General features: G+C 64.4%; 24 protein-coding genes and 1 pseudogene. 18 read left to right on the top strand and 7 right to left on the bottom strand.

The window, feature by feature from the left end; translation table 11 throughout:
• The first annotated feature begins 224 nt into the window (after positions 1-224).
• The 7 genes and pseudogenes from acs (at position 225) to ACZ1G0_RS04955 (ending at position 8,720) form a co-directional block, all read left to right on the top strand.
• Positions 225-2,171: an acetate--CoA ligase gene (acs, locus tag ACZ1G0_RS04985; RefSeq protein ID WP_472735937.1), complete on the top strand. Its 1,947-nt coding sequence runs from the start codon at positions 225-227 to the stop codon at positions 2,169-2,171.
• A 10-nt stretch (positions 2,172-2,181) separates the two neighbouring features.
• A complete protein-coding gene (locus ACZ1G0_RS04980; protein WP_472735936.1) occupies positions 2,182-2,871 on the top strand; it encodes an adenylate kinase in 690 nt (229 codons plus the stop codon).
• 67 nt (positions 2,872-2,938) lie between these two features.
• Positions 2,939-3,199, top strand: a complete 261-nt coding sequence (locus tag ACZ1G0_RS04975) for a DUF4212 domain-containing protein (protein WP_472735935.1) — start codon at positions 2,939-2,941, stop codon at positions 3,197-3,199.
• 4 nt (positions 3,200-3,203) lie between these two features.
• Positions 3,204-4,971 (top strand): annotated as a pseudogene (locus ACZ1G0_RS04970) (sodium:solute symporter family protein).
• Positions 4,972-5,042: 71 nt separating this feature from the next.
• Positions 5,043-6,869 (top strand): DUF294 nucleotidyltransferase-like domain-containing protein, encoded by a 1,827-nt coding sequence (locus ACZ1G0_RS04965; RefSeq protein WP_472735934.1) that lies wholly within the window; start codon positions 5,043-5,045, stop codon positions 6,867-6,869.
• Positions 6,870-6,878: 9 nt separating this feature from the next.
• Positions 6,879-7,379, top strand: coding sequence for a hypothetical protein (locus tag ACZ1G0_RS04960; protein WP_472735933.1), 501 nt, complete (start codon positions 6,879-6,881; stop codon positions 7,377-7,379).
• 3 nt (positions 7,380-7,382) lie between these two features.
• Positions 7,383-8,720 carry a 3'-5' exonuclease gene (locus tag ACZ1G0_RS04955; protein WP_472735932.1) on the top strand — a complete coding sequence of 446 codons (1,338 nt, stop codon included), beginning with the start codon at positions 7,383-7,385 and terminating at the stop codon, positions 8,718-8,720.
• Positions 8,721-8,818: 98 nt separating this feature from the next.
• Here ACZ1G0_RS04955 and ACZ1G0_RS04950 read toward each other — a convergent pair whose 3' ends face one another.
• The 4 genes from ACZ1G0_RS04950 to ACZ1G0_RS04935 form a co-directional block, all read right to left on the bottom strand.
• Positions 8,819-10,264 (bottom strand): NAD-dependent succinate-semialdehyde dehydrogenase, encoded by a 1,446-nt coding sequence (locus ACZ1G0_RS04950; protein WP_472735931.1) that lies wholly within the window; start codon positions 10,262-10,264, stop codon positions 8,819-8,821.
• On the bottom strand, positions 10,264-11,223 hold the full coding sequence (locus ACZ1G0_RS04945; RefSeq protein WP_472735930.1) for an aldose epimerase family protein: 960 nt from the start codon (positions 11,221-11,223) through the stop codon (positions 10,264-10,266). The genes ACZ1G0_RS04950 and ACZ1G0_RS04945 overlap by 1 nt, the downstream gene beginning before the upstream one ends.
• The gene (locus tag ACZ1G0_RS04940; RefSeq protein ID WP_472735929.1) at positions 11,220-12,137 is read right to left on the bottom strand and encodes an NAD(P)-dependent oxidoreductase; all 918 of its coding nucleotides are present in this window, start codon (positions 12,135-12,137) and stop codon (positions 11,220-11,222) included. Before ACZ1G0_RS04940 ends, ACZ1G0_RS04945 begins: the two co-directional genes overlap by 4 nt.
• A gap of 170 nt (positions 12,138-12,307) precedes the next feature.
• Entirely contained in the window at positions 12,308-12,928 is a 621-nt protein-coding gene (locus ACZ1G0_RS04935; RefSeq protein ID WP_472735928.1) for a helix-turn-helix domain-containing protein, read from the bottom strand.
• Between the two features lie 64 nt (positions 12,929-12,992).
• On the opposite strand from ACZ1G0_RS04935, the gene ACZ1G0_RS04930 reads away from it, so the two are divergent.
• The 4 genes from ACZ1G0_RS04930 to aat all read left to right on the top strand — a co-directional run bounded on the left by ACZ1G0_RS04930 (position 12,993) and on the right by aat (position 17,094).
• Positions 12,993-14,489, top strand: coding sequence for a class I adenylate-forming enzyme family protein (locus tag ACZ1G0_RS04930; RefSeq protein ID WP_472735927.1), 1,497 nt, complete (start codon positions 12,993-12,995; stop codon positions 14,487-14,489).
• A gap of 84 nt (positions 14,490-14,573) precedes the next feature.
• Positions 14,574-15,221 (top strand): DsbA family oxidoreductase, encoded by a 648-nt coding sequence (locus tag ACZ1G0_RS04925; RefSeq protein ID WP_472735926.1) that lies wholly within the window; start codon positions 14,574-14,576, stop codon positions 15,219-15,221.
• The gene (locus ACZ1G0_RS04920; protein ID WP_472735925.1) at positions 15,214-16,434 is read left to right on the top strand and encodes a multidrug effflux MFS transporter; all 1,221 of its coding nucleotides are present in this window, start codon (positions 15,214-15,216) and stop codon (positions 16,432-16,434) included. The genes ACZ1G0_RS04925 and ACZ1G0_RS04920 overlap by 8 nt, the downstream gene beginning before the upstream one ends.
• Positions 16,435-16,437: 3 nt before the next feature.
• The gene (aat, locus tag ACZ1G0_RS04915; protein WP_472735924.1) at positions 16,438-17,094 is read left to right on the top strand and encodes a leucyl/phenylalanyl-tRNA--protein transferase; all 657 of its coding nucleotides are present in this window, start codon (positions 16,438-16,440) and stop codon (positions 17,092-17,094) included.
• Here the strand turns inward: aat and ACZ1G0_RS04910 are convergent.
• The 3 genes from ACZ1G0_RS04910 to ACZ1G0_RS04900 are packed head-to-tail and all read right to left on the bottom strand — an operon-like array spanning position 17,058 to position 18,269.
• Positions 17,058-17,426, bottom strand: a complete 369-nt coding sequence (locus ACZ1G0_RS04910; RefSeq protein ID WP_472735923.1) for a DUF2155 domain-containing protein — start codon at positions 17,424-17,426, stop codon at positions 17,058-17,060. The genes aat and ACZ1G0_RS04910 overlap by 37 nt on opposite strands.
• Positions 17,423-17,872, bottom strand: coding sequence for an MlaD family protein (locus ACZ1G0_RS04905; protein ID WP_472735922.1), 450 nt, complete (start codon positions 17,870-17,872; stop codon positions 17,423-17,425). The genes ACZ1G0_RS04910 and ACZ1G0_RS04905 overlap by 4 nt, the downstream gene beginning before the upstream one ends.
• 19 nt (positions 17,873-17,891) lie before the next feature.
• Positions 17,892-18,269: an NADH:ubiquinone oxidoreductase subunit NDUFA12 gene (locus ACZ1G0_RS04900; RefSeq protein WP_472735921.1), complete on the bottom strand. Its 378-nt coding sequence runs from the start codon at positions 18,267-18,269 to the stop codon at positions 17,892-17,894.
• A 142-nt stretch (positions 18,270-18,411) separates the two neighbouring features.
• Here ACZ1G0_RS04900 and ACZ1G0_RS04895 point away from each other — a divergent pair, with 142 nt between their 5' ends.
• The 7 genes from ACZ1G0_RS04895 (at position 18,412) to ACZ1G0_RS04865 (ending at position 23,353) form a co-directional block, all read left to right on the top strand.
• A complete protein-coding gene (locus ACZ1G0_RS04895; RefSeq protein ID WP_472735920.1) occupies positions 18,412-19,701 on the top strand; it encodes an O-acetylhomoserine aminocarboxypropyltransferase/cysteine synthase family protein in 1,290 nt (429 codons plus the stop codon).
• An 80-nt stretch (positions 19,702-19,781) separates the two neighbouring features.
• Positions 19,782-20,222 carry a tellurite resistance TerB family protein gene (locus ACZ1G0_RS04890; RefSeq protein WP_472735919.1) on the top strand — a complete coding sequence of 147 codons (441 nt, stop codon included), beginning with the start codon at positions 19,782-19,784 and terminating at the stop codon, positions 20,220-20,222.
• A gap of 7 nt (positions 20,223-20,229) precedes the next feature.
• Positions 20,230-20,940, top strand: coding sequence for a phosphate/phosphite/phosphonate ABC transporter substrate-binding protein (locus tag ACZ1G0_RS04885; RefSeq protein WP_472735918.1), 711 nt, complete (start codon positions 20,230-20,232; stop codon positions 20,938-20,940).
• Between the two features lie 49 nt (positions 20,941-20,989).
• Positions 20,990-21,268 (top strand): glycosyltransferase family 2 protein, encoded by a 279-nt coding sequence (locus ACZ1G0_RS04880; RefSeq protein ID WP_472735917.1) that lies wholly within the window; start codon positions 20,990-20,992, stop codon positions 21,266-21,268.
• Positions 21,265-21,741 (top strand): hypothetical protein, encoded by a 477-nt coding sequence (locus tag ACZ1G0_RS04875; RefSeq protein ID WP_472735916.1) that lies wholly within the window; start codon positions 21,265-21,267, stop codon positions 21,739-21,741. The genes ACZ1G0_RS04880 and ACZ1G0_RS04875 overlap by 4 nt, the downstream gene beginning before the upstream one ends.
• Before the next feature lie 79 nt (positions 21,742-21,820).
• On the top strand, positions 21,821-22,597 hold the full coding sequence (locus tag ACZ1G0_RS04870; RefSeq protein ID WP_472735915.1) for an ABC transporter ATP-binding protein: 777 nt from the start codon (positions 21,821-21,823) through the stop codon (positions 22,595-22,597).
• A gap of 24 nt (positions 22,598-22,621) precedes the next feature.
• Complete coding sequence (locus ACZ1G0_RS04865; protein ID WP_472735914.1) at positions 22,622-23,353, top strand: transporter substrate-binding domain-containing protein; 732 nt, start codon at positions 22,622-22,624, stop codon at positions 23,351-23,353.
• The last annotated feature ends 4 nt before the right edge of the window (positions 23,354-23,357 follow it).

The raw sequence follows: 23,357 nt of genomic DNA, 5'->3' as shown, positions 1-23,357 counted from the left end.
ACCTGACGAATTATTTTACAAAATACTGGTTTCATTTCGCCACATTGTTCAGTCCACTCTGACAGGGTGTAAAGTAAGGCAGGGATCGCCCTCGTAGGAGACTGGGGCGGATTATCCGAAAAAATTTGCGCAATCGCGCTCTCGGGCAACACGGTGTCGCCTGGGCTGGACACCTGCGTGTCCCGCACCGCCACCGGCTTGCCTTTCAAAGGGAAGAGGGACCCATGCCGAAAGACACTCAAACCAATCCACCCCTGCTGCCCGGTGCCCATATCGACACCGCCACCTATGACGCGATGTACGACCGCTCCGTCACCGACCCCGAGGGGTTTTGGGGTGAACAGGGCCGCGCGCGGCTGGACTGGATCAAACCCTTTACCAAGGTCAAAGACACCTCCTTCGCCCCCGGCGACGTCCATGTGAAATGGTTCGAGGACGGCACCCTGAACGTGGCCGCCAACTGTATCGACCGCCACTTGGCCACCCGCGCCGACCAGACCGCGATCATCTTCGAGCCGGACAGCACCGAAGAAGCGGCCCAGCACATCACCTACCGTCAGCTGGCCGATGAGGTCGGGAAATTCGCCAACGTCCTGAAAGGCCTGGGCGTGAAAAAAGGCGACCGCGTCGTCCTGTACCTGCCCATGATCCCCGAGGCCGCCTACGCCATGCTGGCCTGTGCGCGTCTGGGTGCGGTGCACTCGGTCGTCTTTGCGGGCTTCTCACCCGATGCGCTGGCCTCCCGGGTCAATGACAGCGGTGCCAAGGTTGTCGTGACCGCCGATGGTGCCCCACGTGGGGGCCGCAACACCGAACTCAAGGACAACGTCAACAAGGCCATGCTGCACTGCGATGACCATGTGCAGGTCGTCGTCGTCAAACGCACGGGCCAGCAGGTCGCCTGGGTCGAGGACCGCGATCTGTGGTATCACGATCTGGCCGCCGATGCCTCGCCCGTCTGTGAGCCCGCAGAAGTGGGCGCGGAAGACCCGCTGTTCATCCTGTACACCTCCGGCTCGACCGGGAAACCCAAGGGCGTGGTACACACCACGGCGGGCTATCTGCTGTATGCGGGGATTACCCACCAATACACCTTCGACTACCAAGACGGGGATGTGTTCTGGTGCACCGCCGACGTGGGCTGGGTCACGGGGCACAGCTATATCGTCTATGGGCCCCTGGCCAATGGTGCCACCACCATCATGTTCGAAGGGGTCCCCACCTACCCCGATGCGGGCCGGTTCTGGGCCGTGTGTGAAAAGCACAAGGTCAACCAGTTCTACACCGCCCCCACCGCCATCCGCTTGCTGATGGGGCAGGACGATGAATTCGTCACCAAATACGACCTGTCCGACCTCAAGGTGCTGGGGTCCGTGGGCGAGCCCATCAACCCCGAGGCGTGGAATTGGTACAACGAAGTCGTGGGCAAGGGCCAATGCCCCATCGTCGACACCTTCTGGCAGACGGAAACCGGCGGCCACCTGATCACCCCCCTGCCCGGTGCGACCACCCTGCACCCCGGATCCGCCACCAAGCCCTTCTTTGGCGTGCAACCGGTGATCCTGGACCCCACCACGGGCGAGGAAAAGACCGAGACAGAGACCGAAGGCGTTCTGTGCATGCGCGACGCCTGGCCCGGGATCATGCGCACCCTTTGGGGCGACCCGGACCGCTACGTGTCGGCCTATTTTGACGATTACAAGGGCTACTACTTCACCGGCGACGGCTGCCGCCGCGACGCCGAGGGCAACTATTGGATCACGGGGCGCGTGGATGACGTGATCAACGTGTCCGGCCACCGCATGGGCACGGCCGAGGTCGAGTCGGCCCTTGTCGCCCACGAGGCCGTGGCCGAGGCCGCCGTCGTTGGCTATCCGCACGACCTGAAGGGGCAAGGCATCTACTGCTATGTCACCCTGATGAACGGGCAGGACCCGTCCGACGATCTGCTGAAGGAACTGCAAACATGGGTCCGTAAGGAAATCGGCCCCATCGCCAAACCGGACGTCATTCAATGGGCCCCCGGCCTGCCGAAAACCCGGTCCGGCAAGATCATGCGCCGCATCCTGCGCAAGATTGCCGAGAACGATTTTGGCAGCCTCGGCGACACCTCGACCTTGGCCGATCCATCCGTTGTTGACGATCTGATCGCCAACCGCGCCGGTAAGTGAGGGCGAACCAATGGTAACCGAAACCCTGACCCGCCCCGTCACACTGATCCTGCTGGGGCCTCCGGGTGCTGGCAAGGGCACCCAGGCGCGCCTGCTGATGGACCGCTTTGGCCTTGTGCAACTGTCCACGGGCGACCTGCTGCGCGAGGCGGTGGCCGCAGGCACAGACGCGGGCAAGGCCGCAAAGGCCGTGATGGAAGCGGGCGATCTGGTCAGCGATGACATCGTCATCGCCATCCTGTCCGACCGTCTGGGCCAGCCCGATTGCGCCGCCGGTGTGATCCTGGACGGCTTTCCCCGCACCACGGCCCAGGCCCAGGCGCTGGACGGGCTACTGGGCGCGAAGGGCCTGCGCATCGACGCCGCCATCTCGCTGGTGGTGGACGACGAAGCGATGGTGGACCGCGTGGCGGGCCGCTTTACCTGCGGCGATTGCGGCGAGGGGTATCACGACACCTTCAAGCCCACTGCCACGGCGGACACCTGCGATGCCTGCGGGTCCACGCAGATGAAACGGCGCGCGGACGACAACGCCCAGACCGTCCGGTCCCGGCTGGAGGCCTACCACGCCTCCACCGCGCCCCTGATCGCCTTTTACGAGGCGCAAGGCACCTTGACGAGCGTTCCGGCGATGGGGGCGATCGATCAGATCGCGAACGACCTGTCGGCCATCGTCGCAAAGGTAACGGTCCCCGCTTAGGGACCACTCACCCCGGTGCAGCCCCGGAGGAGGGGCGCACCATCCTCAACCTAAGGGAGTTACGGATATGTCTGATAAATCCGATAACAACGCCTACTGGTCGGCCAACATCCGCATCGTGACCTGGTGTCTCGTATTGTGGGCGCTTGTGTCGTTCGGCTTTGGCATACTACTGCGGCCCATGCTGGCCGGTATTTCTGTCGGCGGGTCCGATCTTGGCTTCTGGTTCGCCCAGCAAGGCTCGATCCTCGTGTTCCTCGGCATCATCTTTTTCTACGCTTGGCGTATGAACAAACTCGACGCTGAACACGGCGTAGAGGAGGACTGATCTGATGGACCAATTTACGCTCAACTGGATCTTCATCGGGGCCTCGTTCCTGCTGTATATCGGGATCGCCGTCTGGGCCCGCGCGGGTTCGACGTCTGAATTCTATGCCGCCGGGCGCGGTGTGCACCCCGTCACCAACGGGATGGCCACGGGCGCGGACTGGATGTCGGCGGCCTCGTTCATCTCCATGGCCGGTCTGATCGCCTTCACGGGTTACGACAACTCGACCTTCCTGATGGGTTGGACGGGCGGCTACGTCCTGCTGGCCCTGTTGCTGGCCCCCTACCTGCGCAAGTTCGGCAAGTTCACCGTATCCGAATTCATCGGGGACCGGTTCTACAGCCCCACGGCCCGCATGGTCGCCGTGATCTGTCTGCTGGTGGCCTCCATCACCTATGTCATCGGCCAGATGCAGGGTGTGGGCATTGCCTTTGGCCGTTTCCTTGAGGTGTCCGCCACAACCGGTCTGCTGATCGGGGCCTGCGTGGTGTTTGCCTATGCCGTATTCGGCGGGATGAAGGGCGTGACCTACACCCAGGTGGCCCAGTACGTCGTGCTGATCACCGCCTATACGATCCCCGCGATCTTCATCAGCCTGCAGCTGACGGGCAACCCGATCCCGGCCTTGGGCCTGTTGGGCGAGCATACCGCCTCGGGCGAGCCGCTGTTGCAGAAACTCGACAGCATGGTCGTAGAGCTGGGCTTCAACAGCTACACCGGCCACCACGCCGATACGCTGAACATGGTGCTGTTCACCCTGTCCCTGATGATCGGCACCGCCGGTCTGCCCCACGTCATCATGCGCTTCTTCACCGTGCCCACGGTGTCTGACGCACGGTGGTCCGCAGGCTGGACGCTGGTGTTCATTGCCCTGCTGTACCTGACGGCCCCCGCCGTGGGTGCCATGGCGCGCCTGAACCTGATCACAACCGTCTACCCCGAGGGCACGGCCTCTGCCCCCATCGCCTATGAAGAACGTCCTGACTGGATGGCCACATGGGAAAAAACCGGCCTGCTGTCCTTCGAGGACAAGAACGGCGACGGCCTGATCCAGTGGTACAATGACGGGTCCGACACCTTTGCCGCAACCGCAACAGCCAACGGCTGGTCCGGGTCGGAACTGGTGGTGAACCGCGACATCCTTGTGCTGGCCAACCCCGAGATTGCACAGCTTCCGGGCTGGGTGATTGCGCTGGTGGCGGCAGGTGGCCTTGCGGCGGCCCTGTCCACGGCGGCGGGTCTGCTGTTGGCGATCTCGTCGGCGGTGTCCCATGACTTGCTGAAGGGTCAGCTGATGCCGAACATGTCCGAGAAATCGGAACTGATGGCGGCGCGGATCTCCATGGCGGTGGCCATCGTCGTGGCCGTGATCTTGGGGCTGAATCCCCCGGGCTTTGCCGCACAAACCGTGGCGCTGGCCTTCGGTCTGGCGGCGGCGTCCATCTTCCCGGCGTTGATGATGGGGATCTTCTCCAAACGCATCAACAACTCGGGCGCTGTGGCGGGTATGCTGGCAGGTCTGATCGTGACCCTGGTCTACATCTTCCTGCACAAGGGCTGGTTCTTCATCCCCGGTACCAACACCTTCACGGATGCGGATCCCCTGCTGCTGTCGATCAAATCGACATCCTTCGGGGCCGTCGGTGCGATGGTGAACTTTGCAGTGGCCATCGGCATCAGCCGCGTCACCGCAGCCCCCGCGCGAGATCGTGGAACTGGTCGAAAGCGTGCGCGTCCCCAAAGGGGCCGGTGCAGCCGCCGCCGATCACTAACGATCTGCCTGAAAAACAAGGGGGTCCCGCCACGGCGGGGCCCCTTTGTCCTAAACCCGGACCCGAAATTCATGCCCCATGCCCCCCATCTTGCGCAACGCGCGCTGGCCGCAACGCAGCCCTTTGCGGGCCTGCCCGCCAAGCTGCGCGCGGACGTGGCAGACCAGACCCTGGTGATGCAGTTCGCCGCCGGGTCCACGGTCTATGACGTGGGCGAGGCGCTGGAGGGCCTCTACCTGATCCAAAGCGGTGCGGTCGATGTGTTCGACCCCGCAGGCGATCTGCTGTCCCACCTGTCGGACGGCAACCAGTTTGGTGAACGTGGTTTGCTGCGCGACGGTCTGGCCGTCACCCGCGCCGTGGCTGCCAGCGATTGCACCCTGTTCTGCATCCCCGCGCCCGCGTTTGACGCCCTACGCGCCGATCACGTGGATGTGGCCCGCTTCTATGCCCGTGACCGCGCCACGGAGCGCCCCCGCGATGATGTAGCCGCGCAGCCCGTGGCCTCGGTGATGACGCCCAACCCCATGGCCTGCGCGCCCGACGACACGGTACAAACCGCCGCCCGGCAGATGGCCAAGGCCCGCGTGGGTGCATTGTTGGTGGCGGATGGGGCCGCGCCCCTTGGCATCCTGACCGTGCGCGACATGACCTTCAAGGCGCTGGCGGGCGGCGTGCCCGGTGACACCCCCGTGGCCCAGATCATGACCGCCGACCCCGTCACCCTCCCGGAAACGGCGCTGGTGTCGGACGTGCTGCACCTGATGGTGGAACGGGGCATCAGCCACCTGCCCATCACGGGACCGGGCGGGCTGGCCACGGGGATCGTCACGCAAACCGATCTGGTGCGCTGGCTGGCCCTGTCGTCAGGCGGGCTGATCGCAGACATCCGTGACGCCGCCAGCGCGGCCGAGATTGCCACCGCTACTGCCCGCATCCCCGACCTGTTGGTGCAACTGGTCACGGCGGGCCACCCCCACCAGATCACCACGCGCCTGATCACCGACGTGGCCGACGCCACCACCCGCCGCCTGTTGGCCCTGGCCGAGGTGAAACTGGGCCCGGCCCCCGTGCCATACGTCTGGGCCGCCTGCGGGTCTCAGGGGCGGCAAGAACAGACCGGCGTCAGCGATCAGGACAACGTGCTGATCCTGTCCGACGATGCCACCCCGGACATGGACGCCTATTTCAAGGCCCTCGCCACCTTCGTCTGCGACGGGCTGGACCGAACGGGCTATGTCTATTGCCCGGGCGACATGATGGCCACGGCCGACCGCTGGCGACAGCCCCTGTCCACGTGGCGCCAGTATTTCGAGGGCTGGATCAACACCCCCGATGGCGACGCGCAGCTGTTGGCCTCGGTCATGTTCGACCTGCGCCCGATCGGCGGGGACCCCACCCTGTTTGATGCCATGGTGGGCGACAGCCTTGCGCTGGCGGCCCGGAACTCGATCTTTGTGACGCAGATGATCAAGAATGCCGTGGGTCACACGCCGCCGCTCGGCCTGATCCGGGGGCTGGCCACCATCCGGTCCGGGGAACACCGCAACACGCTGGACATGAAACACGCAGGCGTGGTGCCCGTGGTGGACCTTGGCCGCGTCTATGCCCTGACCGGACAGCTGGCCGTCACCAACACCCGCGCCCGGCTGGAGGCCGCCATCAGCGCGCAGGTCATCTCGGGCGAGGGGGGCCGCGACCTGCTGGCCGCCTACGACATGATCGCCGACACCCGCCTGATCCACCAGGTCAACCAGATCAAGGCGGGCACGGCCCCCGACAACTTTCTGCCACCCAAAGACCTGCCCGATCTGGAACGCGCCCATTTGCGCGACGCCTTCGTTGTGGTCAAAACAATGCAAGGCGCGCTGCAATCGGCACGCGGCCTGGCCATCTAGGGGGACGCCATGTTCTGGGATCTTATCGCAACAGTCGTAGCCGGGGGCGCGGGGGCACTGTTCGCCATCATCGCCAAACGCTGGATCGCGGGCCTGCCGGGCTGGTTCACCCCCGCAATGGTCGCCGCCTGCATGATCGCCATGACGATCTACAACGAATACAGCTGGTTCGCCCGCCAATCCGCCACCCTGCCCGAGGGGTTCGAGGTCGCCGTCACCCGCGAAAACACCGCATGGTTCCGGCCCTGGACCTTTGCGCGGCCCTTCGTGGACGGGTTCATCGTGGTGGACCGCTTCAACATCCAAACCCGCGAGGACGCGCCGGACGTACGCCTTGTACCCCTGTTCGTCTATGGCCGCCACGCGCCGCCGCAACCGATACCCGCCCTGTTCGATTGCGCCAAGGGCGCCCGCGCCCAAGTGCCCGGCGACCTGAGCCTGCCGCCCGACACCGCATGGCGCACCCTGCCGGGCGACGATCCGACCCTCGCACTGGCCTGTCAGGACTGATCCATGGCCCACCTCTCCCTTCGTGTGCGCATCTTCTTGTTCTTCGCGCTGATGGGGTTTGGCGGCGCGGGCCTGTTCATGGTGGCGCTGTGGTTGGGCTACGGCCGCCTGCACGACCCGGCCGCCCTCACCGGGTTCATCATCGCGGGACTGGTGGGCTGCGTGGCCATCATCGGGCTGACCACATGGATCTGGACCCTGTTCGACGACCACGTGGCCAAACCCGTCGATGCCCTGGCCGCCCACCTGCGCGCCCGGGCCCACACGGACGCAGGGGCAACCCTGGACCCGGAGGCCGCCAAATACCTCGGCGATCTGGCCCCCGCGGCCCAGGCCATGGCCGGCCGCCTGTCCGACAGCGAGGCCGCTTTGACGGAAGCGATCCAACGCGAAACCGCCCGCCTGTCTAGCGACATCGCACAGTTGGAACGGCTGCTGGCCACCCTGCCCCACCCGGTCGCCGTACTGTCCCAGGATGGCCGCCTTGCCCTGTATACCACCGGCCTTCGCGATGCCCTTGGCCCCGAACACGTCTGCCTTGGCCGCCCGCTGGACGGGCTGGCGGCGGATACACTCACCCTGCCGGACGGCGCCACCACAAGGGTCAAGGTCGAACCGATCGAGCTGGATACCCCCGCCCGCCTTGCGACCTTCGTGGACCTGCCCAAGGCACAACACCCCGAAATCTTACGCGATTTCAGCCTGCTGCACCGCATCGCCAGCCCCGACCTCGCCGCCACCAAACTGCGCGACCTGTGTTTCACCGTCTTTGACACCGAAACCACGGGCCTGTCCCCCGCCAGCGGGGACGAGATCGTCCAACTGGGCGCCCTGCGCGTCGTCGGCGGCCACCTGCGGGAGGAGGCGTTCGACACCCTCGTCAACCCGGGCCGCAAGATCCCCGCCTCCTCCACCGCCGTCCACGGCATCAGCGACACCGATGTGATAGATGCCCCCAGCGTCACCGCCACCCTCGCGCGCTTTCACCGCTACGCCCAAGGCTCCGTCCTGCTGGCCCATAACGCGCCCTTCGACATGGCCTTCCTGCGCCGCCGCGAGGGCGACATCGGCGCACAATTCGACCATCCGGTGCTGGATACGGTGCTGCTGTCGGCGGTCGTCTATGGCGACACGGAAACCCACACGCTTGACGCCCTGTGTCAGCGGCTCAACCTCACCATCCCCGAAGACCAGCGCCACACGGCCCTGGGCGATGCCCGCGCCACAGCCCTCGCACTGGAACGCCTGATCCCCGTCCTAGAAGGCAAAGGCCTCGACACATTCGGCAAAGTTGTCGCCGCCTGCGCCAGGCACCACAAGCTGATCAAGCGCCTGGGCTAACCCCTTCATTGGGTCCCCAATACCCCCGGGGGGAGGCGCCGAAGGCGACGGGGGGCAGCGCCCCCACCCCGGCGATGCGCGACGCGCAGCGCAATCCCTCAGATGCCATCCACACAGGTGTATTTCGTGTCCAAATAATCCTCCAGGCCCTGGCTGCCGCCCTCCTTGCCCAGACCGGATTCCTTAACGCCGCCAAAAGGCGCCTCGACGGTCGTGATCAGGCCCGAGTTGATCCCCACCATCCCGTATTGCAACCCGTCCGTCAGACGATAGCTGCGCCCCACGTCGGACGTGTAGGCATAGCAGGCCAGGCCAAAGTCCGTGGCGTTCGCCATGGCGATCACCTCCGCCTCGCTGTCGAACTTGAACACGGGCGCAAGGGGGCCAAAAATCTCACCGGTGGCAAAGGCCATATCTTGCGTGGCCCCGGTGATCACCGTGGGCTGGAAATAGGTACCGCCCTTGCCGTGCCGCGCGCCACCTGTGACGATGGTGCCGCCCTTGGCGGTGGCGTCTGCGATGAATTCTTCGACCTTTTCCACCGCGTCCATGTCGATCATCGGGCCCTGTTCCACGCCCTCTTCCAGACCGTTGCCGACTTTCATGGCCTCGGTGGCGGCCTTCAGCTTGGCCACAAAGGCGTCGTGGATGCCGGCCTGCACATAGATGCGGTTGGCACAGACACAGGTTTGGCCCGCATTGCGGAACTTGGAGACCATGGCCCCCTCCACCGCGCGGTCCAGATCGGCGTCGTCAAACACGATGAAGGGCGCGTTGCCGCCCAGCTCCATGCTGACCTTTTTGACCGTGTCCGCCGATTGGCGGATCAGCTCTTTGCCCACGTCCGTGGACCCGGTGAAGGTCACTTTGCGCACCTCGGGCGCGGCCATGATCGCGCCGCCGATGTCGCGGGCAGATCCGGTCAGGATGTTGACCACACCGGCGGGATAGCCGACCTCCTCGGCCAATGCCCCCCAAGCCAGACCGGAATAGGGTGTCGCGGTCGCGGGTTTGGCCACGATGGTACAGCCCACGGCCAGCGCCGGGGCCACCTTGCGGGCCAGCATGCTGCTGGGAAAGTTCCAGGGCGTGATCATGCCCACCACGCCCACGGGGTGTTTGGTGACAAGGATGCGCCGCCCGTTCACACCGGCGGGGACGATTTCCCCTTTGGCGCGCCGGGCTTCCTCGGCGAACCAGCGGACGTATTGCGCGCCGATGGCGATCTCGCCCATGGCCTCGGCTAGGGGTTTGCCCATCTCGACCGTCAGCAGTTCCGCAAGGGACTTTTGGTTGTCCATCAGCGCATCGTGCAACTTCCACAGCATGTTGCAGCGGTCCATCAGGGACGTGGCCGCGAAATCCGGGAAGGCGGCGGCGGCGGCGGCAATCGCACGCTCCGTCTCGGCGGTGCCGCTGGCGGGGACCGTGCCGATGACCTCGCCCGTTGCGGGGTTGGTCACGTCGATGGTCTTGCCGCTGTCGGAGGTGATCCATTCGCCCGCAACAAGGTTGGACTGGCGCATGTAGGTCTCAAAGCTCATCAGGTGTCTTCCTTGGTAAAGCTGAATTCCGTGATCTGTTCATAGGTCTGCCCCGGGCGCAGGACCGCACTGGGAAAGCTAGGGTGGTTCGGCGCATCTGGCCAGCCTTGGGGTTCCAACGCAACCCCCGCAAAGGCCCCGTAGGTGCGCCCGTCCAAGCCGGGCACTTTCGGCGCGACATGGGCCCCGTCATAGACCTGCAAGCCGCTTTCCGTCGAGGCGATGTCCATCGCCACCCCCGACTGCGTGGACCACAGCCGACCGATAGGCCGCAGGGGCGACCTGTGCGAGGATATGCACAGGTTATGGTCGATGCGTGCGGAATCCTGCACGGGTCGACCGGCCCGAAAATCGAACCGTGTGCCGGTGACATCTGCGATGTCGCCGGTCGGGATCAGTTCGTCGTCCACGGGCAGATAGTGGGCTGCGTCGACCTGAAGGTGGTGGTGATCCAGGCCCCCGGTGTCATCTAGGCTCCAATAGGAATGGTGCGCCAGATTGACCAGCGTGGGCGCATCGGTTTTGGCGGTGTAGCGCAGGGACAGGCACGCGCCGGGCTTGATCCGCACCTCGTACCAGATCTGCAGATTGCCCGGGAACCCCATGGCCCCGTCTGGGTCGGTCAGGTGAAACACCGCGCGGTCTGCACTGGCGGTCAACAGGCTCCAATCGCGTCTGCCGATACCCTGCCGCCCCCCATGAAGTGTATGTTTTCCCAGAAAGTTTCTGTCCGTGTGATACGTCACACCATCCAAGGACCACTGCCCCTTGCCGATCCGGTTGGCGCACCGTCCCGCGGTTGCGCCGAAATACGGGGAATGGTCGGGATAAAGTGCGGGCGCGTCAAACCCCAGCACCAAGGGCGCGTCGTGCCCTGCCAAGCGCAGGTCCATCAAAACCGCGCCCCATGTCATAATCCGCGCCGTCAGGCCATGGCCCGACAGGCTCAGCACTGTCATTCCGGCAAGCCCAGATGCGCGGCCACTCGGCGCGCCGCCATTTCCGAAACCCGGGCGCGCGCGTCCACCGTCGCTCCCCCGATGTGCGGTGTCAGGATCAAGTTCGGCACGCCGATAAAGCGATCCGTGCGCACCAGTGGTTCATGTTCAAACGTGTCCAAAGCAGCCCCCGCCAAGTGCCCGCTGCGCAACCCATAGGCCAGCGCGTATTCATCCACAATCCCACCACGCGCCGCGTTGATCAGGACCGCGCCCTTCTTCATCTTTGCGATTGTATCCGCGCAGATCAAGTAGTGGTTCGCCTCTGTCAAAGGGATATGAAGCGATACCATGTCCGATTGTGCAAATAACTCGGCCAAAGACACCGACTTCGTGGCACCCCATGCCGGATCACTGGCAGGCACATTGGGATCATGGGCGATCACCGTCACTCCCATGGCCCGCGCGATATCCGCCGTGACACGGGCGATGCGGCCGAACCCAATCAAGCCCATGGTCTTGCCGCCCATCTCGCGGCCCTGCCCGGCCAAGCCACGGGGCCATGCGCCTGCCTCCATCCCGCCGCGCATGTCATAGGCCCCGCGCAGCAACATCGCGGCGGTGGTGACCACATATTCCGCGACCGAGCGGGTGTCGCACCCATGGGCGGGAAAGACCTCGATCCCTGCATCCTTGCACCCGACAAGATCAATGTTATCAAGGCTTTCGCCCAAAACCCCAACGCAGGAAAACCCCGCATCCAGCAGGTCGCCGTGCACCTGCGTCCGGCTGCCGACGATCAGGGCATCCGCCCGACCCGCAAGCCCATCCAATTGTTCGGGTTGGTCGGTCAGGTCCGGCGCGTAAGTCACCTCGGCCCGCCCGCGCAGCCAATCGACCCAAGTCGCGTCCATCGTTTCAGTGATCAGGATCATGGATGCTTTCCCTTCAAATCAGTCCCTTGACCGGAAAGCGCGGACCGCTCTGCCCTCGTATCGTTATCATGGGATGGATCCCCATCCGCAGACCAAACCTCCGGTGGTCCTTGCCTTGACACAGGCAAGTTACGGAAACGTTCACGACACCAGAAATAGGCGCGACGGGCTTACGACAGGGATGTAACCCACAGGATCGTGGCATCATCCTCGGAAATGGACACGACGTTGTGCCCCATGCTTGCGTCGTAATAGGCCGAGTCGCCACGACGCATCTCCACGGGTTCATAGAACTCCGTGAACAGTTGGATGGCACCGGTCAGGACCAGCAGAAATTCCTCGCCATCGTGGCGCACCCAACCTTCGAATTCATCGAAAGACCGCGCCCGGATGCGCGCGCGGTAGGGCATCATGCGGGTGTTGGTCAGGGCGCCGGCCAGCATCTCGTGCTCGTAGGTGGCGGTGATATGCGCTTGGCCTTCGCCCGCCTTGGTGATCGTGCGCCGTCCGTTCACCTTGTTGTCCTTGGGGGGCGTGAACAGCTGCGGGACGCTGATTTCCAGCCCCGTGGCCAGTTTCTTCAACGCCTCCCACGTAGGGGACATCTGGCCGTTCTCGATCTTGGACAGCGTGGACCGGGCCAGCCCCGCTTGGGTCGCGGCCTGTTCCAGCGTCCAGCCCTTGGATTTCCGAAGGTCCCGAACCCGCGCGGACAGGTCCAACGGTTCCACGGGGGCGGTGTCGCCGTTTTCACGGGCAAGGCGGATCAGGCTGGGTTCTGCGTCGGACATGGGGTCCAATACCGCGTCTGTGGGCCGCCTTGCAAGCGCCCCGTCAGACCGCTAGCGCAGGACGATGGACAGCATCGTACACGGCACCCCGACCCCACCGCCCCAGCCCTTCAACATGGCCGAGTATGTGTTGGCGGCCGGAGCAGATGACACAGCCGCCCTTGTTCTGCTTGACGCCGCACTGGATGTGACGTGGACCTATGGGCAGCTTCGCCGCGCCGTGGCCGGTGTGGCGCGCGGTCTGCTGGATCACGGGGTGTCCCCCGGGGACCGCGTTCTGATGCGTTTGGACAACACCGTGGACTTTCCCATCACCTTTCTGGCCTGCATCTGGGCGGGCCTTGTGCCCGTGCCCACCGCCGCCGGACTGACCGCGTCCGAGGTCGCCGCCATGGTGACAGAGCTGCGCCCAGCCCTGACCGTGGCCAGCGCGGGCCTATCCACGGGCGGCGGAGCGGTGATGGAGGCTGCGGCGCTGGCCGCCATGCACGACCGTCCCGCCCCGCCCCCGGACCAAGGGCACCCCAACCGGCTGGCCTATATTGTCTACACCTCAGGCTCCTCTGGCAGACCGCGCGCCGTATGCCACGCGCACCGGGCGGTTTGGGCACGGCGGATGATGTGGGACGGATGGTACGGCTTGACGGGTCAGGACCGCGTGCTGCACGCGGGGGCCTTCAACTGGACCTACACCTTGGGCACCGGACTGATGGACCCTTGGGCACGGGGGGCCACCGCCCTGATCCCTGCGCAGGGCACAGCACCCGGCGATCTGCCTAGGCTGCTGGCCTGCGCCAAGGCCACGATCTTTGCCGCCGCCCCCGGTGTCTATCGGCAAATGCTGCGCGCACCCATGCCACCCCTGCCCGCCCTGCGCCACGGGTTGTCCGCTGGCGAGGCGATGGCCCCCGCCACCCACGCCGCCTGGACCGTTGCAACGGGAACCAAGGTCCACGAGGCTTTGGGCATGTCCGAATGTTCCACCTACCTGTCCAGCAGTCCCGACCGCCCCGCGCCCGAGGGCACCCAAGGCTATCCCCAACAAGGGCGAACCCTTGCCGTGCTGGAAGACGGGATGCCGGTGCCAAGGGGCACCCCGGGCGTCATGGCCATTCACCGGACCGATCCGGGCCTGATGCTGGGCTACTGGCACGGCGACGGCCCCGCCCCTGTGCCCGAGTGGTTCGAAACGGGGGACGAGGTGGTCATGGCCCCGGACGGTGCGGTCACATATCTCGCCCGCCGCGACGACATGATGAACGCAGGCGGGTTCCGCGTCTCGCCGCTGGAGGTGGAGGACAAGCTACGCACCACCCTCGGCCTCGCGGATATCGCGGTGACCGAAGTGGCCACGCCCACGGGAGCCCGCTTGATCGCTTGTTTTTACGCAGGCGCCACCGAGGCGGATCTGCGCGCCCAAGCCGAAAACACCCTCGCGCCCTACAAACGCCCTCACATCTACGTGCCCACGGACACCCTGCCCCGCAACGCCAATGGCAAGGTGAACCGCCGTGCCCTGCGGGCGGGCGACACGTGGCGGGCGTTCCTGCGCCGCCCCTGATCCATATGGCTTCGGACGTACCCCGGTGTCCGGGGCTGCGCCCCGGGGCTTGCCATCCCACACGACACCTGCCAATCGGGGGCCATGATAACGCTCGACATATTCTCCGACCCTATTTGCCCCTGGTGTTTTATCGGCAAGTCTCGCCTGTTCGCAGCCCTCGAACAAAGGCCTGAGCATCCGTTCGACATCCAGTGGCACCCGTTCCAGCTGAACCCCGATATGCCCGCAGACGGAATGGAACGCCGCGCCTATCTTGAAGGCAAGTTCGGGGGCCGGGACGCCGCGGTACGCGCCTATGCGCCGATCTACCAAACCGCCGAGGAGATGGGCCTGCCCATGCACCTTGACAAGATCACCCGCACGCCGAACACCCTGAACTCCCACCGCCTGATCCACTGGGCGGGGCTAGAGGGGCGGCAGACCCCGGTCGTGCAATTCCTGTTCGACGCCTATTTCACCAACGGCCAGGACATTGGTGATACAGAGGTTCTGGTTGGCGTGGCCGAACGGGCCGAGATGGACCCGGCCCTTGTGCGCCGCCTTCTGGCCACCGAGGAGGATGCCGAGGAAATCCGTGCCCGCGACACCCATGCCCGGGAACGCGGTGTGAATTCTGTCCCCACGTTTGTGATCGCAAACCAGCACGTCGTGCCCGGCGCGCAACCCTCCGAGCTGTGGTTGCAAGTCATCGACGATCTTGCGGCGCAGCTGGCCGCGCAAAATGGCTAGACACCTACGCGCCCTCAGCCGCGTCGAGTTTATCGCCCTGATGGCGATGATCACGGCCAACATAGCCTTTTCCATCGACGCCATGCTGCCCAGCCTTCCGGACATCGGGACAGAGCTTTCGCCCGATGCGCCCAATCTGGCCATGGGCGTGATCCTGTTCTTTGTGTTGGGCCTGGGTCTTGGCACCTTGGTTGCAGGGCCCCTGTCCGATGCCGTGGGGCGCAAGCCTGTGGTGATCGGCTTTGCCGCGCTGTTCTGCGCAGGCTCGGCCCTTGCCTATGTCGCACCGACGCTGGAAACCCTGTTGCTGGCCCGCCTGATCCAAGGGTTGGGCGGCGCCGGGCCGCGCGTGGTGGTCATGGCGATTATCCGCGACCTTTACGAAGGCCGGGAGATGGCCAAGATCCAGTCCTTCGTGATGATGATTTTCGCCCTCGTACCAGCCCTCGCCCCGTTGATAGGCGAACAGATCATCGCCGTGGCGGACTGGCGCGCGATCTTCGTGGCCTTCATCCTGTTCGCCATCACCTTCAGCCTGTGGCTGGGCCTGCGCCAGCCGGAAACCCTGTTGCCGGACAAACGCCGCCCCGTGAACCTGCGCGAAATCTGGGCGGCGATCCGCGAAGTCCTGAGCAGCCGGACGGTCGCCCTCGCGATCCTGGTGCAGATCCTTGCCTCGGCCATGTTGTTCGGCACCCTGTCCTCCGTGCAGCCGATCTACGAGATCACATTCGACCGGGCCGACAGCTTTGCGATCTGGTTCGGGGTCGTGGCGGTGATCTCCATGTCCGCAAGCCTGCTGAACGCACGCTATGTCGGGGTCTTTGGGATGCGGGCAATCATCACCTTTGCCCTGCGCGCCCAAGTGATCTTTTCGACCCTTTGCGCGGGCCTTTGGGCATCGGGCCTGTTGGGGCCGCAAGCCCTGTTCGCCATGTTTGTCCTGTGGCAAATCTCGATCTTTTACCAAGCGGCCCCCCTGCTGGGCAACCTGACGGCCCTGTCGATGCAGCCTATGGGCCATATCGCGGGTCTTGCCGCCTCGGTCATCACGTCACTTTCCACGGTGGGCGGTGCCCTGTTGGCCGCCCCCATCGGGCTGGCGTTCGACGGCACGCCCCTGCCCCTGATGATCTCGGTCGCCCTGTGCTCGCTTGTGGGTGCAATCGTGTTTCTGGCCCTTCCCCCCGAGGGGGCGGCGGACTACCCTTAGGGCATGTCTGCGCGCTATCGCCAACCCCGTCTGACCCCTGAGACCCTGCTGCGCGCCTATGCGTCGGGCATCTTTCCCATGGCCGAGGGGCGCGACGCGGAGGAGATTTTCTGGGTCGATCCACAGTTGCGCGGGGTACTGCCCCTCGACGGGTTCCACATCTCGCGGTCCTTGGCCAAGCGGTTGCGATCGGGCGTATATACCGTCACCACGGACCAGGCGTTTGGGGCCGTCGTGGAAGGCTGCGCGGACCGGGACGAGACGTGGATCAACGACGAAATCGCAGCCCTGTATAACCAGTTGCACCGGGCGGGCTTTGCCCATTCGGTCGAGGTCTGGTGCGGCGATGATTTGGTCGGCGGGGTCTACGGCGTCTGTCTGGGGGGCGCGTTCTTTGGCGAAAGCATGTTCAGCCGGGCCACGGACGCATCCAAGGTGGCGCTGGCCTATGCCACCCACCGTCTGCGCGCGGGCGGGTTCACCCTGTTCGACACGCAGTTCATCACCGATCACCTCGAAAGCCTTGGGGCCGAGGAAATCCCACGATCCACCTATCACGACCTGTTGGAAGACGCCCTACGGATCAAGGCCGAATTCGGCGCAGCCCCGGATATGCCGCCGGTTCACGAAGTCTTGCAGCGCAACAGCCAAACGTCATAGCGCGGATGATCCAGCGCCATCAGCGCCGGGGAAGATGCCAGCATCCAGCCTTGAAAGATATCCACCGCATCGCGCGTGTCGACCACCACCAGATGGGCGAAAGCGTCACCTGCGGGGTTGTTGGTCGGGTACTTGCAGGCGGTCAGGGTGATCTGCAACGGGCCATAGGCCATGGTCTGTCCCACAGCCATTTCCACGTCGATCACATTGCCCGACACTTTGTCCAAAGTCCGCAGTAACGCCGCCTGCGCGTCTTCGGTGCGCACAGACACCGCTTGCGCCTGCGCTTGCGCACCGATCAACGCTGCGACCAGAACCAGCGCGCGGATCATTCGCCTGCCCCGGTTACGAATTTCATCAGCAGCGACACCAAAGAGACCGACCCTTGGGTGTCCACGAACTGTCCGTTCGGTTCCAACACGAAAGGCGAGCCGCCGGGCACGATCTCGACGAAGTTGCCGCCCAGCAAGCCCTCGGATGAAATCACCAGCGCCGAGTCGTCCGGCACCTCCAGATCCGCCGGCACCGTGATCTGCGCATCTGCCCGGAAGGTTTCGGTGTTCAGGTCCAATCCGGTAACCGTGCCCAGTTTGACGCCCGCCATGCGCACATCCGTGCCCACGGCGATCCCGTCTGCGGCCCGGAAGGACGCCTGATAGGTCACCTGTGCGCCGCCCTGCCCACCCAGCCCCGTGGCTTGGGCAACGAACACGAAGAAACCGACCGCAACGGCCAGCACGGCTGCTCCCACCAAAACTTCGACGCGGTTCTCGGACATCACAGGGCTCCGGCCAGTCTCACTCGGGCTGCCACGCCTCGTAATCCTGACGCTCCGCCGGTTTGGCGCGGCGCAGGCTGCCAGCGGGCACATAGGCTTGCGCCGTGCCGGTCAGGTTCATGTCGTGGGGCTTTTCCCAATCCTTATGGACGAAGGGGGCCTCGGTGGGCGGTTCCTTGAAGGTGTGGTGCAGCCACCCGTGCCATTCGGGGCCAACCCGGCTGGCCTCTGCTTCGCCATTGAAGATCACCCAACGCCGCACGCCATCCTTGGTTTCGTAGTACACGTTGCCCAGATCATCCTCGCCCACGCGCACGCCCTTGCGCCACGTGAACAGTTGCGTGCCCCACGTTTGGCTGTTCCACCATGTCAAGGCGCGTTTGATCATATTGGCCATCGTTCATTCCTCCGGTCAGGGGTTGGCACCCATATGCACCACCCGCCCGCGCAGGTCCAGTGCGACCCTGCGCCCCCTTCGGCTGGACGCGCGGAACGCCACCGCTTATCAACGCGCCAACGCACATCCCAAGGAGAGACCCATGTCTGACCCCACCTACGGCTTTGACACCCTGCAAATCCACGCAGGTGCCCGCCCCGACCCCGCAACCGGTGCGCGCAACACCCCGATCTACCAATCCACCGCCTTTGTGTTCCGCGATGCCGAACACGCCGCCGCCCTTTTTAACCTGCAAGAGGTCGGCTACATCTATTCGCGCCTGACCAACCCGACCGTGGCCGTTTTGCAAGAGCGCATCGCAACGCTCGAGGGCGGCGTGGGCGCGGTCTGCTGCTCTTCGGGGCACGCGGCCCAGATCATGGCGTTGTTCCCGCTGATGGAGCCGGGGCGCAACGTGGTCGTCTCGACCCGCCTGTACGGCGGAACGGTGACCCAGTTCAGCCAGACGATCAAGCGCTTTGGCTGGTCCGCGACCTTTGTGGATTTCGACGATACGGATGCGGTCAAGGCCGCCATCAACGACGACACCCGCGCCGTTTTCTGCGAGGCCGTGGCCAACCCCGGCGGCTACATCACCGACCTGCCTACGATCGCCGCCATCGCGGATGATGCGGGCATTCCCCTGATCGTCGACAACACCACCGCCACCCCCTACCTGTGCCGCCCGATTGAACACGGGGCGACGCTGGTCGTCCATTCGACCACCAAGTACCTGACCGGCAACGGCACGGTCACGGGCGGCTGTGTTGTGGATTCGGGCAAGTTCGACTGGTCCGCCTCGGACAAGTTCCCCAGCCTCTCTGCGCCCGAGCCTGCCTACCACGGCATGAAGTTCCACGAGACCTTTGGCGCGCTGGCCTTCACCTTCCACGGCATCGCCATCGGTCTGCGGGATCTGGGCATGACCATGAACCCACAGGCGGCGCATTACACGCTGATGGGCATTGAAACCCTGTCCCTGCGCATGGACCGCCACGTGGAAAATGCCACCAAGATCGCCAAGTGGTTGGAGGCGGACGACCGCGTGGACTACGTCACCTACGCCGGGTTGGAATCCTCGCCCTACTTTGAACGTGTGAAGACAATCTGTCCCAAAGGGGCCAGCAGCCTGTTCACCTTCGCGGTCAAAGGCGGGTACGAGGCTTGCGTGAAACTGGTGGATAACCTGGAGATCTTCAGCCACGTGGCCAACCTTGGCGATGCGCGGTCGCTGATCATCCACTCCGCCTCGACCACCCACCGCCAACTGACACCCGAGCAGCAAGAGGCCGCAGGCGCCGCCCCCAACGTGGTGCGGGTGTCCATCGGCCTTGAGGATGCAAACGACCTGATCGCCGACCTCGATCAGGCCCTGTCAAAAGCGACCGCATAATTTGGCCGCTTAAAGCGATTGTTAAGGCGTTTGGGGCAGAGATGCTGTAAATCTCTGCCCCGGCTCCTAAATCGTTAATCATGTTTCAAGATTTGATAAATCGCCTGACGGCCCCGAACCCCACCCGCCTGCCGGAACCAGATGCAAAGCTGGCGCTGGCCGCGCTTTTGGTCCGCATTGCGCGCAGTGATGATGACTACGCGCAGGTCGAAATTGACCGCATCGACAAGGTGCTGGCCGCGCGTCACGGGTTGTCCCCGTTCGAGGCTGCCAAGCTGCGCGCTCAGGCCGAAGCGCTGGAGGCGGAGGCACCGGATACCGTGCGTTTTACCCGCGCCATCAAGGACGCCGTGGCGCTGGAAGACCGCGCTTCGGTGATGGAGGCGCTATGGGCCGTCGTCCTGGCCGATGGCACCCGGGACCATGACGAGAACACCCTGATGCGGCTGGTGGCAAACCTGCTGGGCGTCAATGACCGCGACAGCAACCTTGCGCGCCAACGCGCCGAAGACGCGTCCTAGACAGCCCATGATCGCAAGCCTGCCCATGTACTGGACCGAGGACACCGCCCCTGCGTGGCAGCGGCTGTGGACGCGCACCCGGTTTCATCTGGGCATGGGGCCAGAAGTGCTGAGCACGCCGCGGGATCTGTCCAAACACTGGCGGGATCGCGAACTCGTCCTAAGCCAGTCCTGCGGTCTGCCCTATCGCAAACGCCTGCACATCAGCACAAACCTTGTGGGCGCGCTGGACTTTGGCCTGCCTGACGTGCCGCCGGGGTACTACAATTCGGTGATCGTGGCCCGGCGCGGCCCCTTGCCGGATCATCCCCGCCTTGCGGTAAACTCACTTGATAGCCAATCCGGCTGGGCTGCCCTTTACGAATGGGTCATGGCCGAGGGGATCAGCATGCAGGGCAAGCATTTCCTCAGCGGCTCTCACGCGATCAGTGCCCGGGCGGTGGCCACGGGCACGGCGGATGTGGCGGCCGTGGATGCCGTCACCTGGCGCATGATCGGCCCCGGCATCCCCCTGCGGATCGTGGCCTACACTCGGCCTACACCGGGCCTGCCCCTGATCACGAACCGGCCCGGGCTGGCCCCCGCCCTGCAAGACGCCCTGAAACGCGGCATCGCAACCCTGCCGCCCGCGGAACGGGATATCTTGCAAATCAAGGGCCTCGTAGATATCCCGCACGCAGATTACATGGCAGAACCGCTACCGCCCACGCCCTCCTAAGGCTCGTGTGGCCAAGGCGAAGACCCAAGCGCAGATCGAGGCGACCCGAATGACCGCACCCCCCGAGATCAGCGTCTGCATACCAGCCTACGAGATGCACGGAACCGGGGACCGTTTTCTGAACCAATGCCTCGAAAGTGTGGCCGCGCAGCGTGGCGTCTCGTGCGAGGTGGTGGTGTCCGACCAAGCCAAAGACGACAGCATTCGGACTGTCTGCGCACAATGGGCCGACCGACTTGCCATTCGTGTCGTTGACGGTAGGTCCGCCGCCAGACAGGCCTCGGCCAATACGAACACGGCCATCGCACAGGCGGCTGCCCCCTTGTGAAAACCCTGTTCCAAGATGACCTGCTCCTGACGTCAGACGCGCTGGCGCAGATTGTGGCCGGGTTGGCCACGGCAGACTGGTTGGTCTGCGGATCCGGCGTCATCCGCCTGCCAGACACGCAAGTCACCAATCCAATTGTCCCGCACCTGTGCCCCGGCCTGCACTACGGCAAGAATAAGGTTGGCAGCCCCTCCGTCTTGGCCTTCCGCGCCACGACCGACCTGCGGTTTGACGAGGGTTTGGAATGGTTGATGGACGTGGACGTCTATCGCGCGCTCACTCTGACCCACGGCCCACCAGCTATCCTGCCGCAAACGCTTGTGGGTAATCACATCCATGACGGTCAGGTCAGTGCCGGTGTCACCAAAGCCCTGCGCCGGGCAGAGCTGCGCCAAATGCGGGCCAAGCATGGGCATGGCGATCAATTGGGCGACCGCCTTCAATATCTGCGCCAGTGGATCAAAGCCCTTTGAGGAAACACGCCAACAGAACTTGCAATTCCGCAATATCCCGCGCTTAGTACCAGCCAACCGACTGCCAGCGGACATTTGAATGACCGATTCCACACCTGTGATTGAAATGCGTAACCTGCACAAAGCCTATGGCGCGTTGGAGGTGTTGAAAGGCGTGGATGTGGCGGCCCCGCAGGGGCACGTGATCTCTCTGATCGGCTCTTCTGGGTCGGGCAAATCCACACTGCTGCGCTGTTGCAACCTTCTGGAGGACAGCCAACAGGGCGAGGTCCTGTTTTGCGGAGAACCGGTGACCTGGGCCGGAACCGGGGCCAACCGCCGCCCCGGCGACCGCGATCAGGTCCGGCGCATCCGCACCAACCTGTCCATGGTGTTTCAGCAATTCAACCTGTGGGCCCATATGACGATCCTTGAAAACGTCATGGAGGCACCCCTAACCGTCCTCAAACAGGACCGGGCAGAGGTCGAGGCGCGGGCCCGCAAACTGCTGGACAAGGTCGGCATCGGCGACAAGTGCGACGTCTACCCCGCGCAACTGTCCGGCGGCCAGCAACAGCGCGCCGCCATCGCGCGTGGGCTGGCGATGGAACCCAAGGCCCTTTTGTTTGATGAGCCGACCAGCGCCCTTGACCCAGAGTTGGAGCAAGAGGTGATCCGCGTGATCAAGGACCTGGCCGCCGAGGGGCGCACGATGCTGATCGTGACACACGACATGAATTTGGCCCGGGACGTCTCGGACCATGTGATTTTCCTGCACCAAGGGAAGATCGAAGAAGAAGGGCCACCAACGGCCCTGTTTGGCGCGCCAAAATCGACGCGCCTGCAACAGTTCCTCAACGCCACAAGCGGGCACTGACCCCAACACTCCGGGAGAGTTTAAATGAAAAAAACACTACTGCTGACCACAGCTGCCTTTGCCTTCACTGCGGGCATGGCCTTTGCAGACGGCCACTCCGTCGTGCGCATGGGGACCGAGGGCGCCTACCCTCCCTACAACTTTCTGAACGATGACGGCGAGGTTGACGGGTTCGAGCGCGAGCTGGGCGACGAGCTGTGCCTGCGGGCCGAGCTGACCTGCGAGTGGGTCACCAACGAATGGGACAGCATCATCCCAAACCTGGTGTCCGGCAACTACGACACGATCATCGCAGGCATGTCCATCACCGCCGAGCGCGATGAGGTCATCGACTTCACCCAGAACTACACCCAGCCTGACCCCTCGTCCTACGTCGTGGCCGCTGGCAACGAAGGTCTGGATGTGAAAACGGCCGTGATAGCCGCGCAGACCAGCACCATTCAGGCCTCCTTCGTGGCCAGCATGGGCGCGACCCTGATCGAATTCGCTACCCCGGAAGAAACCGTGGCGGCTGTGAAAGCGGGCGAAGCGGATGCGGTTCTGGCCGACAAATCTTTCCTTGACCCGATCGTCGAGGCGGACGCAGAGCTGGCCATGTTGGAGCAGAACGAGTTGATCGGCGGCGGCGTCGGCATGGGCCTGCGCGAGTCTGATACCGAATTGAAAGCCAAGTTCGACATGGCCATCACCTCTATGAAGGAAGACGGCAGTCTGAACGCGCTGATCGCAAAATGGGGCGTGGGCGAACCTTTCTAAGGTC

This window comes from Thalassobacter sp. HA4-2 (assembly GCF_055693705.1).
This window is presented reverse-complemented; position numbering and strand designations above follow the sequence as displayed.

Bases quoted from the DNA above. Each gene is read 5' to 3' on its own strand.
- acs (WP_472735937.1), top strand. From the start codon at position 225: ATGCCGAAAGACACTCAAACCAATCCACCCCTGCTGCCCGGTGCCCAT.
- ACZ1G0_RS04980 (WP_472735936.1), top strand. From the start codon at position 2,182: ATGGTAACCGAAACCCTGACCCGCCCCGTCACACTGATCCTGCTGGGG.
- ACZ1G0_RS04975 (WP_472735935.1), top strand. From the start codon at position 2,939: ATGTCTGATAAATCCGATAACAACGCCTACTGGTCGGCCAACATCCGC.
- ACZ1G0_RS04965 (WP_472735934.1), top strand. From the start codon at position 5,043: ATGCCCCATGCCCCCCATCTTGCGCAACGCGCGCTGGCCGCAACGCAG.
- ACZ1G0_RS04960 (WP_472735933.1), top strand. From the start codon at position 6,879: ATGTTCTGGGATCTTATCGCAACAGTCGTAGCCGGGGGCGCGGGGGCA.
- ACZ1G0_RS04955 (WP_472735932.1), top strand. From the start codon at position 7,383: ATGGCCCACCTCTCCCTTCGTGTGCGCATCTTCTTGTTCTTCGCGCTG.
- ACZ1G0_RS04950 (WP_472735931.1), bottom strand. From the start codon at position 10,264: ATGAGCTTTGAGACCTACATGCGCCAGTCCAACCTTGTTGCGGGCGAA.
- ACZ1G0_RS04945 (WP_472735930.1), bottom strand. From the start codon at position 11,223: ATGACAGTGCTGAGCCTGTCGGGCCATGGCCTGACGGCGCGGATTATG.
- ACZ1G0_RS04940 (WP_472735929.1), bottom strand. From the start codon at position 12,137: ATGATCCTGATCACTGAAACGATGGACGCGACTTGGGTCGATTGGCTG.
- ACZ1G0_RS04935 (WP_472735928.1), bottom strand. From the start codon at position 12,928: ATGTCCGACGCAGAACCCAGCCTGATCCGCCTTGCCCGTGAAAACGGC.
- ACZ1G0_RS04930 (WP_472735927.1), top strand. From the start codon at position 12,993: ATGGACAGCATCGTACACGGCACCCCGACCCCACCGCCCCAGCCCTTC.
- ACZ1G0_RS04925 (WP_472735926.1), top strand. From the start codon at position 14,574: ATGATAACGCTCGACATATTCTCCGACCCTATTTGCCCCTGGTGTTTT.
- ACZ1G0_RS04920 (WP_472735925.1), top strand. From the start codon at position 15,214: ATGGCTAGACACCTACGCGCCCTCAGCCGCGTCGAGTTTATCGCCCTG.
- aat (WP_472735924.1), top strand. From the start codon at position 16,438: ATGTCTGCGCGCTATCGCCAACCCCGTCTGACCCCTGAGACCCTGCTG.
- ACZ1G0_RS04910 (WP_472735923.1), bottom strand. From the start codon at position 17,426: ATGATCCGCGCGCTGGTTCTGGTCGCAGCGTTGATCGGTGCGCAAGCG.
- ACZ1G0_RS04905 (WP_472735922.1), bottom strand. From the start codon at position 17,872: ATGTCCGAGAACCGCGTCGAAGTTTTGGTGGGAGCAGCCGTGCTGGCC.
- ACZ1G0_RS04900 (WP_472735921.1), bottom strand. From the start codon at position 18,269: ATGGCCAATATGATCAAACGCGCCTTGACATGGTGGAACAGCCAAACG.
- ACZ1G0_RS04895 (WP_472735920.1), top strand. From the start codon at position 18,412: ATGTCTGACCCCACCTACGGCTTTGACACCCTGCAAATCCACGCAGGT.
- ACZ1G0_RS04890 (WP_472735919.1), top strand. From the start codon at position 19,782: ATGTTTCAAGATTTGATAAATCGCCTGACGGCCCCGAACCCCACCCGC.
- ACZ1G0_RS04885 (WP_472735918.1), top strand. From the start codon at position 20,230: ATGATCGCAAGCCTGCCCATGTACTGGACCGAGGACACCGCCCCTGCG.
- ACZ1G0_RS04880 (WP_472735917.1), top strand. From the start codon at position 20,990: ATGACCGCACCCCCCGAGATCAGCGTCTGCATACCAGCCTACGAGATG.
- ACZ1G0_RS04870 (WP_472735915.1), top strand. From the start codon at position 21,821: ATGACCGATTCCACACCTGTGATTGAAATGCGTAACCTGCACAAAGCC.
- ACZ1G0_RS04865 (WP_472735914.1), top strand. From the start codon at position 22,622: ATGAAAAAAACACTACTGCTGACCACAGCTGCCTTTGCCTTCACTGCG.